The organism is Plantactinospora sp. BC1, from assembly GCF_003030345.1.
Classification (GTDB): domain Bacteria; phylum Actinomycetota; class Actinomycetes; order Mycobacteriales; family Micromonosporaceae; genus Plantactinospora.
In genome coordinates, this window is sequence record NZ_CP028158.1 from 6,568,306 (window position 1) to 6,580,069 (window position 11,764).

The 11,764-nt window shown below is 72.5% G+C and carries 10 protein-coding genes; 6 read left to right on the forward strand and 4 right to left on the reverse strand.

Going from position 1 to position 11,764, the window contains the following annotated elements; all coding sequences use genetic code 11:
• Positions 1-116: 116 nt before the first annotated feature.
• Positions 117-740: an HAD-IA family hydrolase gene (locus C6361_RS28805; protein ID WP_107269628.1), complete on the forward strand. Its 624-nt coding sequence runs from the start codon at positions 117-119 to the stop codon at positions 738-740.
• Positions 741-762: 22 nt separating this feature from the next.
• Here C6361_RS28805 and C6361_RS28810 read toward each other — a convergent pair whose 3' ends face one another.
• From C6361_RS28810 to C6361_RS28825, 4 genes are read right to left on the reverse strand one after another with little or no spacing between them, the layout of a single operon-like run.
• Positions 763-1,641, reverse strand: a complete 879-nt coding sequence (locus C6361_RS28810) for a hypothetical protein (RefSeq protein WP_107269629.1) — start codon at positions 1,639-1,641, stop codon at positions 763-765.
• A complete protein-coding gene (gene dgoD / locus C6361_RS28815) occupies positions 1,635-2,780 on the reverse strand; it encodes a galactonate dehydratase (RefSeq protein ID WP_107269630.1) in 1,146 nt (381 codons plus the stop codon). The genes C6361_RS28810 and dgoD overlap by 7 nt, the downstream gene beginning before the upstream one ends.
• Positions 2,781-2,835: 55 nt before the next feature.
• The gene (locus C6361_RS28820) at positions 2,836-3,546 is read right to left on the reverse strand and encodes a FadR/GntR family transcriptional regulator (RefSeq protein ID WP_107269631.1); all 711 of its coding nucleotides are present in this window, start codon (positions 3,544-3,546) and stop codon (positions 2,836-2,838) included.
• A 43-nt stretch (positions 3,547-3,589) separates the two neighbouring features.
• Positions 3,590-4,351 (reverse strand): SDR family NAD(P)-dependent oxidoreductase, encoded by a 762-nt coding sequence (locus C6361_RS28825; RefSeq protein WP_107269632.1) that lies wholly within the window; start codon positions 4,349-4,351, stop codon positions 3,590-3,592.
• 145 nt (positions 4,352-4,496) lie between these two features.
• Between C6361_RS28825 and C6361_RS28830 the strand changes: the two genes are divergently transcribed.
• Genes C6361_RS28830 through C6361_RS28850 form a run of 5 tightly spaced genes read left to right on the forward strand, consistent with a single transcriptional unit; the run spans position 4,497 to position 11,757 of the window.
• Positions 4,497-5,792, forward strand: a complete 1,296-nt coding sequence (locus C6361_RS28830) for an ABC transporter substrate-binding protein (RefSeq protein ID WP_107269633.1) — start codon at positions 4,497-4,499, stop codon at positions 5,790-5,792.
• A complete protein-coding gene (locus tag C6361_RS28835; RefSeq protein WP_107259082.1) occupies positions 5,792-6,727 on the forward strand; it encodes a carbohydrate ABC transporter permease in 936 nt (311 codons plus the stop codon). The genes C6361_RS28830 and C6361_RS28835 overlap by 1 nt, the downstream gene beginning before the upstream one ends.
• A complete protein-coding gene (locus C6361_RS28840; protein ID WP_107259083.1) occupies positions 6,727-7,551 on the forward strand; it encodes a carbohydrate ABC transporter permease in 825 nt (274 codons plus the stop codon). The genes C6361_RS28835 and C6361_RS28840 overlap by 1 nt, the downstream gene beginning before the upstream one ends.
• Entirely contained in the window at positions 7,548-9,644 is a 2,097-nt protein-coding gene (locus C6361_RS28845; protein WP_107269634.1) for an alpha-galactosidase, read from the forward strand. Before C6361_RS28840 ends, C6361_RS28845 begins: the two co-directional genes overlap by 4 nt.
• Before the next feature lie 37 nt (positions 9,645-9,681).
• Positions 9,682-11,757 carry an NPCBM/NEW2 domain-containing protein gene (locus C6361_RS28850; protein WP_107269635.1) on the forward strand — a complete coding sequence of 692 codons (2,076 nt, stop codon included), beginning with the start codon at positions 9,682-9,684 and terminating at the stop codon, positions 11,755-11,757.
• The last annotated feature ends 7 nt before the right edge of the window (positions 11,758-11,764 follow it).

Sequence of the window (11,764 nt, forward strand, 5' to 3'; positions counted from 1 at the left end):
CACCCCTGGCTCCCGCTGGTCGTCGGTGGTGCTGGTCGGCGACTCCCGGGGCCGGCGGCCGGTAGGGTCGGGACCCGGAAGGTCTCGCAGCACGCCGGCAGCCGGGGGAGTCAGTGGTGGATCGACCCGTCCTTTTCGATGTCGACGGCACGCTGGTGGACTCGGCGCAGGCGGTCACCACCGTCTGGCGCGAGGTGGCTTCCCGCTACGGCGTCGACGGCGACGACATCCTGCGGGTCTGCCACGGGCGGCGCGACGAGGACGTGGTCCCGGAGTTCTTTCCGGCCGATGCGGTCGGCGCGGTCGTGCGGGAGATAGCGGAGCTGGAGCTTCGGCACGCCACCCTGGTCGAGCCGATCCCCGGGGCCGCTGCGCTGCTCGACGGGGTCGCCGCAGACCGGTGGGCCGTCGTCACGTCCGGATCCCGCGCCCTCATGACCGCTCGGATGCGCGGCGCCGGGCTGCGGATTCCGGCCGTCTTCGTGGCGGCCGACGATGTGCGCCGGGGCAAGCCCGACCCGGAGGGATATCTGCTGGCCGCGGGTCAACTGGGCGTCGACGCCGTGTCCTGTGTCGTCGTCGAGGATTCCCCTGCTGGAGTCGCCGCGGGCAGGGCGGCGGGGGCCAGCGTCGTGGCGCTTGCCGGCACCCACGCCCCGGACGCGCTGACCGATGCGGACGTCGTCATCGAGGATCTCGGCGAGCTGGCCCGGGCGATCGAGTCGTTGCCGTCCCGGTGAGCCCGACGATGAGCCGGGGGCGCTAGCCCGAGCGGTACCCGGTGACCACGAGTTCCCACTCGACCTCGCCGTCGGCCGGTACCACGGCGGCGTTGCCGGCCGCAGCGGTGTCGCCGCCGTCGGAATCCGCCTCGGCCAGGTCGAAGACCGCGCCGAGCATCGGCTCCACCCCGATGCTCCGGTACGGCGCCGCCGCCGGCCAGCCCCGCAGGTTGCGCCACAGCGCGACGGAACGGGGCTGGTCCGGGCAGTGCAGGCGCAGCCGGAGCGCGTCGGTCCCGTCCACCACCCGTACGTCGTCGGCACCGACCAGCACGGCGCCGAGCGCGGTACCGTCGTCCGGGCCGAGCCGGTCGAGCGGCAACCCGGCCGGGTCGGGCCAGCCGGCGGTGTGCCACCGGTCCCCGGCCCGCCACGTCCCGGGCGGCAGCAGCTCGGCGGCCTCCGGGTAGAGCCGGGTGGGGGTGCCGGCCGGCGCGACCAGTCGGGCCGCCGGTGACAGGTCGAGCAGGGCGTGTGCCGCCCAGACGAACCGGTAGCCCGGCTCGGCCGCGAGCCGGTAACGGGCCACCACCGCGCCCGTCTCCTCGGTGATCCGGCGGGCGAGGGTGAAGTCGGCACAGTCGACGACCGCGCTCCGCGGACCGGTCGTCCGCCAGGGACGGGACCAGGCGGCGCCGTGGTCCGGCCTGCCGCGTACCGTCGGCACGCACTCCTCCAGGCCGCCCGCGTCGACGAAGGCGTCGCCGGGGGCGACCCGCTCCCGGCCGGTCGCGCCGCCCCGCCAGAGCCACTCGCGCCCGCCACCGGCCAGGCTGGTCCACCGTCCACCGTGTCGGTGGTCGACGGCGACCCGCAGCGGCACGGCGACCGGTGCGGGGAGGTCGGGTCGGCTCACCATTCCGCGAAGGAGCCGTCGTCGTGCCGCCAGACCGGGTTGCGCCAGGCGTGCCCGTGCCGGGCGGCGGCGCGTACGGCCCGCTCGTCGACGGTGATGCCGAGCCCGGGCGCCTCCGGCCGGCGCAGGTGCCCGTCGACGAACCGGAACGGCTCCCGGTCGACCACGTAGTCGAGCAGTTCCGAGCCGGCGTGGTAGTGGATGCCGATGCTCTGCTCCTGGATCAGGAAGTTCGGCGTGGCGAAGGCGACCTGGAGGCTGGCGGCGAGCGAGATCGGCCCGAGTGGGCAGTGCGGGGCCAGCACCGCGCCGTACGTCTCGGCCAGCGCGGCGATCCGGCGTACCTCGGAGATGCCACCGGCGTGCGAGAGGTCGGGCTGCACCACCGCCACGCCCGCGCGCAGCGGCCCGAGGAACTCGTGCCGGGCGAAGAGCCGCTCACCGGTGGCGATCGGCACCGGTGAGGCGCCGACGAGGTCACCGAGCTGGTGGTTGTGCTCGGGGAGTACCGGTTCCTCGACGAAGAGCGGACGCAGCGGGGCGAGTTCCGGCAGGATGCGGCGGGCCGCCGCCGGGGTGGCCCGACCGTGGAAGTCCAGCGCGATGTCCCGGTCGTCGCCGAGCACCTCCCGGGCGGCGGCGACCCGGCGCACCACGGCCGCCACCTCGCGGGCGCTGGGGATGGCGGCGAGCAGGCCGGAGGCGTTCATCTTGATCGCCGTCATCCCGGCCTCGACCTGTGCGGCGGCGGCGGCGGCCAGCTCGGCCGGTTCGTCGCCGCCGATCCAGGAGTAGACCCGGACCCGCTCCCGGACGGGGCCGCCGAGCAGCGCGTGCACCGGGGCGCCGTACGCCTGGCCGGCGATGTCCCAGAGTGCCTGGTCGATCCCGGCGACGGCGCTGGAGAGTACCGGGCCGCCTCGGTAGAAGCCGCCCTTGGTGAGGATCTGCCAGTGCTGTTCGATCCGCAGCGGGTCCTCGCCGAGCAGATACTCGGCGAGCACCTCGACGGCGGCCCGGACCACCTCGGCCCGGCCCTCCACCACCGGTTCACCCCAGCCGACCAGCCCTTCGTCGGTCTCCACCCGGCAGAAGAGCCACCGGGGTGGGACGAGGAAGGTCTCGATTCGGACGATCTTCACTGGACGCCTCTCTGTAATGGCTCAGCCCGTGCCCACCCGACGAGGACAGCGACGCTCACCGCCTGTCGCCCGGGCGCCGGCGTAGCTTCTGGACGTCCCGGATGGCCTTGTCCAGCAGGTCGCGCATGGCCTGCTCGGCGCCGGTCGCGTCGGTGCGCCGGATTGCCTCGACCACCGCGCGGTGGCTGGGTACCGGGTCGTCGTCGGGTGCCCCGCCGTGCACCAGGCGGTCCCGTTCGGCCAGTCCGGTCTCCATCACCACCTCCATGCGCTGCACCAGCTCGTTGTGGGTGGCGGCGAGCAGCGCGCGGTGGAAGGCGAGGTCGGCCCGGACGGCGGTGACCGGGTCGGTGGCGGCGGACATCTCGGCCAGCGCCTCGTCGAGGGCGGCCAGGTCGGCCCCGGTCGCGCGGGTGGCGGCGAGTCGGGCGGCGGCCGGCTCGACGATGGTACGCACCTCGTGCAGCTGGTCGAGGAGGTGCTGTCCGGCGCCCTCGGCGAACTGCCAGCGGATCACGTCGCCGTCGAGCAGGTGCCAGTCGGCCCGGGGGCGTACGAAGGTGCCCCGCTTCTGCCGGGCGTCGACGATGCCCTTGGCGGTGAGGACCTTGAGTGCCTCGCGCAGCGCGGTGAGGCTGACGTCGAGCTCCTGTTGGAGTGCGGCCAGGTTCAGGGTGGCGCCCTCGGCGATCTCACCGGCGAGGATGCGCCGGGCGATGACCTCGACGGTCTGCCCGTGGACGCCGCGGCGTGCGTACTGTGCCAATGCTCTCCGTGCCTTCTCGTTGGTCCGACGGGGGTGGTCCGGGTCAGGCCGAGGCTTTCACCGCGGTCCAACCGCCGTCCACCACCAGCGTGGTGCCGGTGACGTAGCCGGCGTCCGGTGAGGCGAGGAAGGCGATCGCCGCCGCCACCTCGTCCGGGGTGCCGAACCGGCCGGCCACAGTCTCCGCGACGCTGCGCTGCCGGTCGACTTCGGACACTCTGTCCCAGGCGGCGGTGAGGATCGGGCCGGGCAGCACGGTGTTGACCCGCACCTCGGGGCCGTACTCGACGGCGAGCTGGCGGCCGAGCGCGACCAGCCCGCCCTTGGCGGCCGCGTAGGCGGGGTGACCGGGGAGCCCGACCAGCGCGTGCACGGAGGAGACGAGCACCGCCGCGCCCCGGCCGGCGCGCAGGTCGGCCAGGCACGCCCGCAGGCCGAGGAAGCTGCCGGTGAGGCTCACCGCGAGCTGCCGGTCCCAGGACTGCCGGCTGGTCTCGTGCGCCGGGGCGACCTCGCTGAGGTAGGCGTTGCTGACCAGGATGTCGACCGGGCCGAACAGATCACGGAGCGTGGTTACCGCACCGGCCCAGGCGGTCTCGTCGGAGACGTCGGCGACGATCGGGCGGGCCCGGCCGCCGGCTGCGGTGATCTCCTCGGCGACCTGCTCGGCCGGCCGGAGGTCGAGCAGGCCGACGGCCGCGCCCTCGGCGGCGAGCCGTCGGGCGGTGGCCGCGCCGATGCCGCCGTAAGCCCCTGTGACCAGGGCGACCTTACCGTCCAGTCGTCGCGTCCGCTGGCTCTCCACCCGTCACCGTCCCGCAGATCAAAACATTAATTAGGAAGAAATCTTGACAGCCGCGACCCGTGGATGCAACCTTCTGGATCACACCGTTTACCTGAGTGACACACCCGCGACCCGAGCACGGGTCGATGAGGAAGGGATACTCCCCGTGAGCGACTTCGACCCCGGTCGTCGCCGGTTCCTCGGCCACCTCGGACTCGCCGGCCTCGGCGCGCTCGGCATGGGCGGCCTGGTCGGTTGCGCCAGTTCCGCCAGCACCTCCTCCGGCGGGGGCGGGAGCGACGGCCCGGTCGCCGTGCAGTCCAATCTCTCCTCCCCGCAGGCGAAGGCCGCGATGGAGAAGATCATCGAGACCTTCAACAAGCAGGGCAAGGGCAGCGCGACGCTGAACACGATCGCCGCCGAGACCTACCGTACCCAGCTTCCGACGTACCTGACCTCGGCGAACCCGCCGGACCTCTACACCTGGTACGCCGGCTCGGTCGCCGACGACTACGCCAGCAAGGGCCTGCTGCTGGACGTCTCCGACGTCTGGCAGGGACTGGCCGACTACCCCGAGGCGCTGCGCACCATCTCCACCGACGCCTCCGGCAAGCAGGTCTTCGTGCCGATGACCAACTACTGGTGGGGCTTCTTCTACCGCAAGTCGAACTTCGCCAGGTGGAACGTGCAGGAGCCGAAGAACTGGACCGACTTCGTCGCGCTCTGCCAGACGCTCAAGGGCAAGGGGATTCCGCCGATCGGCATCGGACTCGGCGACACCCCGTGGGTGGCGTCGGCCTGGTTCGACTACCTGAACATCCGGATCAACGGCGCGCCGTTCCACCGTGAGCTGCTCGCCGGCAAGCAGCGCTTCGACGACCCGAAGGTGAAGGCGGTCTTCACCCGCTGGCGCGAGGTGCTGCCGTACTTCGACCCGAAGGGCAAGGCGTACCCGTTCCAGGAGGCCACCGCCGCGCTGCTGGCGGGCAAGACCGGGATGTTCCTGATCGGCACCTTCTTCGCCGACGCCGCCCCGAAGGACGCCCTCGGCGACCTCGACTTCTTCCGGTTCCCGATCATCGACCCGGCGGTGCCGGTCGCCGAGGAGGGCCCGACCGACGGCTTCTTCGCCAGCGCCAAGACCGGCAACCCGACCGGCACCAAGGCGCTGCTGAGCCACCTGGCCTCGGTCGAGGCGCAAGAGGAGTACATCAGGCACAGCTCCGGCATCGTGCTGCCGGCCAACCCGAAGGCGAAGGCCGCCGACTCCCCGCTGGTCGCCAAGGGCAAGGCGATGCTGGAGAGCGCGCAGGAGCTGACCCAGTTCTTCAACCGGGACTCCAGCGACGCGCTCCAGCCGACCGCCGACACCGCGCTGACCAAGTTCATGGACAAGCCCGACCAGATCGACGCGATCCTGCGCGAGTGGCAGGCGGGAGCGGAAAAGGTCTTCAAGGGCTGATGACCGTACTCGCCCCGACCGAGAGCCCCCGGCAGCGGCCGGCGCCGGACCGGAAGCCGTCCCGGCGGCGACCTGCCCGGCGGATGTCGCCGCTGCTGGTGGCCTTCGTGCTCGTACCCTTCGCGGTGGAGAGCATCTGGGTCTTCTGGCCGGCCCTACAGGGCTTCTACTTCTCGCTCACCCGCTGGGACGGGCTCGAACCGCCGCAGTTCATCGGTCTCGACAACTACGCCGAGATGGCCGGCGACTCGGTCTTCCGGGGCGCCCTGCTCAACACCGTGATCTGGCTGCTGCTCTTCGGCGGGCTCTCGGTGGTCGGCGGGTTCGGCATGGCGCTGCTGTTGCAGAAGGAGCGGCGCGGCATCGGCTTCTACCGGGCCGCGCTCTTCACTCCGGTGGTCTTCTCGCTGGTGGTGACCGGGCTGGTCTGGCGGGTCTTCTACCAGCCCGACGGGCTCGCCGACCAGGTGCTCCGGACGATCGGCCTGGAGCACCTGATCCGGCCCTGGCTGGCCGACCCGCAGACCGCCCTCTACGCGGTCATCCTGCCCGCCCTGTGGCGGCAGATCGGGTACGTCATGGTGCTCTACCTCGCCGGCCTGAAGGCCATCGACCCGGCGCTGCACGAGGCGGCCCGGGTGGACGGCGCCAACGGCTGGCAGCGGCTCTGGAACGTCACCGTCCCGCAGTTGCGCGGGGTCAACGCGGTGGTGCTCTCGGTCATCGTGATCGACTCGCTCCGCTCCTTCGACATCGTCTGGGCGCTGACCCGGGGCGGGCCGTACCACTCCTCCGAGCTGCTCAGCACCTACATGTACTCGACCGCGTTCCAGAGCCTGCGGCTCGGCTACGGCTCGGCGATCGCCGTCGTCATCTTCGGGTTGGCGCTGGCGGTCATCCTCGGCTATCTCGTCCGCGCGTTCCGGGAGGACTGATGATCCGCAAGCTCCGGACCGGCGGCTTCCACCTCGGGATGAGCCTGGTGGCGCTGCTCTGGCTCGGCCCGATCCTCTGGGTCGTCAGCATGTCGCTCCGCTCCTTCGACGACATCGCCGCGAACGGGGTGGGCAGCCTGCCGCACTCGTTCACCCTGGACACCTACCGCCAGGCGTGGACCGACGGCGGTCAGATGCGGGCGCTGGTCAACAGCATGCTGGTGACCGTACCGTCGGTGCTGCTCAGCCTGGCGCTGGCCGCGGTGGCGGCCTTCGCGCTGGCCCGGTTCCGGATCCCGGGCCGGCGCACGATCCTGCTGCTGATGCTCGCCGGCAACCTGCTGCCGCCGCAGATCCTGCTCATCCCGGTGAACAAGTTCAGCGAGCTGATCGGCCTCTACGACACCCTCTGGGCGCTGATCGCGGTCCAGGTCGGCTTCGGACTCGGCTTCTACACGTTCGTGCTGCACGGCTTCATGCGCGACCTGCCGGGCGAGATCCAGGAGGCGGCCATGATCGACGGTGCCGGGCCGGGGCAGATCTTCGGTCGGGTGATCCTGCCGCTGACCCGGCCGGCGCTGGCCGCCCTCGGCGCGCTCTCCTTCACCTGGATCTTCAACGACCTGCTCTGGGCCATCACGGTGCTGCGTACCGACGACCGGATGCCGGTCACCCCGGCCCTGCTGGGCCTCCAGGGGCAGTTCGTCTCGTCCTGGAACGTCATCGCCGCCGGTACCGTGATCGCGGCGGTGCCGACCGTACTGGTCTTCCTCCGCTTCCAGCGGCACTTCGTCTCCGGCCTCGCGATCGGAGCCGTCAAGTGACCGCCCCGCGGGCGCGCCGGTGGACGCTGCGCGGGGCGCGCACCGAATACACGGTGGCGGTACCCGAGCACGGGCGTTGGCTCGAACTGGTGGCCTGGGGGCCGCACGGGGTGACCGAGGGTCCCTCGCCGGTGGAGTACACCGGACCGGTGCCGTTCCTCACCGCCGGTGACGCCGCCCCGGTCGAGTACGCCACCGACGCCGCCCGGCCGTTCACCGGGGCCGACCTGGTGGTGGAGACCGCCGGGGGAGACCGTCGGGTCGGCCTCGACTACGTCGACGCCGAGGGTGTCCCGGGCGGGCTGGTGGTGACCTTCGCCGACCCGGTGACCGGGCTGCGGGTCGGGCTGCACTACGAGATCCCGGACGACACCGACGTGCTGCGCCGGTGGGTCGAGCTGACCAACACCGGCCCGGAGCCGCTGCGGCTGCACCGGGCCGACTCCGCCGGATTCTGCGTACCCACCCCGCACGGTGCCCGGCTGAGTTACCAGTGGGGGCAGTGGGCGCAGGAGTTCCAACTCGACCACGTCGACCTCGGGCACGGTGAGTTCACCGTCGGCAGCGCGCAGGGCGTACCGGGGCACGCGTACGTGCCGTGGCTCGTCGTGCGGGACCGGGCCGAACCGGACGGCTCCGCCTGGGCGGTGGCGGTGGACTGGACCGGCTCGTGGGAGATCAGCGCGACCCGGGACACCGGCGGGCTGACCCGGGTACGCGCCGGCCGGCGCCTCGTCGACGGCCCGCTCGACCTGCCCGCCGGGGCGCGGCTGACGCTGCCGGCGGTCACCGGCGCCTACAGCCCGGACGGGCTCGACGGGCTGGCCCGGGTCTGGCACGACTACCAGCGCCGGCTCGCCGGGGAGCGGCTGCGGCCCCGTCCGGTCCTCTACAACTCGTGGGAGGCGACCTACTTCGCGGTCGACGCGGAGAACCAGCTCGCGCTGGCCCGGATCGCCGCCGACCTCGGCGTCGAGACCTTCGTGGTCGACGACGGCTGGTTCGTCGGCCGCGACGACGACACCGCCGGACTGGGGGACTGGACCCCGGACCCGGCGAAGTTCCCGGACGGCTTCGACACCTTCGTCGACGAGATCCGTGGCCTCGGGATGAACTTCGGGCTCTGGGTCGAACCGGAGTGCGTCAACCCGCGCTCCAAGCTCTACGCCGAACACCCGGACTGGGTCTACCAGGTGCGGGGCCGTCCGCTGACCCCGATCCGCAACCAGTACCTGCTGGACCTGGGCCGCCCCGAGGTGGCCGAGTTCGTGCACTCCACGGTGGACGGACTGCTCCGCCGGTACGACATCGGCTATCTGAAGTGGGACTTCAACCGGCCGCGTACCGAAGCGGGCCGGAGCTTTCCCACGGCGGCGGTTGCGGCCGGGCGGATCGACCTCGACGGCGCGCACGTGGCGAACCTGCACCGGATCTACGAGCGGCTGCGCCGCGACCACCCGCACGTGCTGCTCGAAGCCTGCGCCGGCGGCGGAGCCCGGACCGACCTCGGCATGGCGGCCCGGGCCGACGTCTTCTGGCCGAGCGACAACACCGGCCCGCTGGACCGGCTCGCCATCCAGCACGGCTTCCTGCACGCCAACGCCCCGCACCTGCTCAGCTCCTGGGTGACCGACTCGCCCGGCCTCTTCGACCCGCGCCCCCGGTCGCTGGCCTTCCGGTTCGTGCTGGCGATGGCCGGCGTGCTCGGCATCGGCGCCGACATCCGGCACTGGACGCCGGAGCAGCGCCGCGAGGCGGCCGGCTGGATCACCCGGTACAAGGAGATCCGGGACGTCGTCACGCACGGCACCGTGCACCTGATCGGCGGCCCGGACCAGCCCCGCTGCGCCGTGCAGTACACCGCGCCCGACGAGGAGACGGTGGTGGTCCTCGCCTGGCACACCGGCCGGCTCGACGGCGCCGGCCTGCTGCCGTCCCGCCCGGTCCGGCTCCCGCTGGCCGGTCTCGACCCGGCCGCCGCCTACCGACACCACGAACGGCGCTACTCCGGCAGCCACCTGAGCACCGTCGGTCTGCCGGTCCGGTGGACACCCGAGCACGACGCGGAACTCGTCGTCCTCCGGCGCGCCTGACCCAGCACCCCCGTCCCCCAACAGCGAAGGAAACGATGTGAGACGACATGCGTACGTCGGCGTGCTCGCCCTCGCCGCCGGCCTGCTGGTCGCACCCGTCCCGGCCCAGGCACAGCCTTTCGCCGCCGCGCCGCCGGTGACCCGGCAGGTGCTCAGCCCCACCCCCTACCAGGGCTGGAACACCTACTACGGGCTCGGTGGGGAGTTCTCCGAGGAGTCGGTGAAGCAGGTCGCCGACGCCCTGGTCGAGCGCGGCTTCGTCAAGGCCGGCTACGACATCGTCTGGCTCGACGGCGGCTGGCAGGACCCGGAGCCGCGTACCGCCGCCGGTGACCTCCAGGCCGACCGGACCCGGTTCCCGAACGGGCTGAAGCCGCTGGTCGACTACATCCACGGCAAGGGCCTGCGGGCCGGCATCTACACCGACGCCGGACCGTACATCCCGGGGAAGTGCGGGCTCGGCAGCCACGGCTACTACCAGCGGGACGCCGACCAGTTCGCCGCCTGGGAGTTCGACGCGGTCAAGGTGGACTATCTCTGCGGAATCGCCGCCGGCCTCGACCCGAAGACCGTCTACACCGAGTTCGCCGCCGCGCTGCGCAACAACGCCAGCAAGCGGCCGATCATCTTCAACCTCTGCAACCCGGTGACCTCGCCCGACTGGGGCGACTACCCGGAGGAGCAGCAGTCCACGTACTCCTGGAGCTACGCCCCGGCGATCGCGCAGTCCTGGCGTACGTACACCGACGTCGGGTTCGTCGGCGAGGTGAAGTACAAGGACGTACTGCGTAACTTCGACGCGAACGCGCGGCACCCGGAGGTCGCCGGGCCGGGGCACTTCAACGACCCGGACTACCTCGGGCCGGAACTCGGGATGACCGACGAGGAGTTCCGGACCCAGATGACGCTCTGGACGGTCGCCGCCGCGCCACTGGTGATCGCCAGCGACGTACGCAAGATCAGCCAGACCTCGGTCGACATCCTCACCGACCCCGAGGTGCTGGCGATCAACCAGGACCCGGCCGGGGTGCAGGCGGTCCGGGTCGGCCCGGCCGGCAGCACCGAGACCTGGGTGAAGCGGCTCGCCGACGGCGACCGGGCGGTGGTGCTGCTCAACCGGGGTGACAGCCCGGAGACCCTGACCACCACGGCGAAGGCGGTCGGCCTGACCGGCCACCGGTTCACCGTCGAGAACGCCTGGACCAACCAGGTCACCGAGAGCGCCGGCACCATCAGCGCAGCCGTACCGGCGCACGGCGCGGCGCTGTTCCGGGTCGGCACGCACCGGGGGCTGCCCGGGGTACCGCACGTCACCGCCGGACTTCCGCAGGTGACCCAGGTCGGCGGCCTCAGCACGCCGGACGGTTCGGCGCCGGTCGCGGCCGGCGGGGACCAGGCGCGGGTCGAGGTCACCGTCCGCAACGACGGCCTGCTGCCGGTACTCGCACCGCAGGTGACCCTGACGGCACCCGCCGGCTGGACGGTACGGCCGGTGGGCCGGGCGGCGGTGCCGGTACTGGCCGGCGGGCAGCGCAGAAGCTTCGGCTTCACGGTGACGCTGCCGGCCGGTGCCGCACCCGGTGCCGCGAAGCTGACCGCCACCACCTCCTACCAGGTACCCGGGCACGGCCGGCTGCGACAGTCGACGGTCGGCACCCTGACGGTCGCCCCGGCGCCGCCGGACGGCGCGGTGGTGCTCTCGCACCACGACTGGATCAGCGCCACCAGCGGTTGGATGAGCCCGACGGTCGACGCCAGCGTCGGCGGCGGCTCCCCGATCAGCGTCGTCGGCCAAGTCCACCCGACCGGGATCGGGGTCGCCTCGCCCTCCACGGTCCGCTACTACCTCGGCGGCCGGTGCACCCGGCTCTCCGCCCTGGTCGGGCTGGACGACGCGGTCCGCAACGTCGGACCCGAGGGCGCGACGGTGACCTTCCAGGTGGTCGGCGACGGCCGGATCCGGTACGACAGCGGCGTGCTGACCCGGGACGACCCGCGCCAGGTCGACGTGGACCTGACCGGGGTACGGGTCCTCGACCTGGTGGTCGGCGACGCGGGCGACGGCGGCTACAACGACCGGGCCGACTGGGCGGGCCTGACCGCCACCTGCTGACAGGGAC

Bases quoted from the DNA above. Each gene is read 5' to 3' on its own strand.
- C6361_RS28810 (WP_107269629.1), bottom strand. From the start codon at position 1,641: ATGGTGAGCCGACCCGACCTCCCCGCACCGGTCGCCGTGCCGCTGCGG.
- C6361_RS28835 (WP_107259082.1), top strand. From the start codon at position 5,792: ATGACCGTACTCGCCCCGACCGAGAGCCCCCGGCAGCGGCCGGCGCCG.
- C6361_RS28840 (WP_107259083.1), top strand. From the start codon at position 6,727: ATGATCCGCAAGCTCCGGACCGGCGGCTTCCACCTCGGGATGAGCCTG.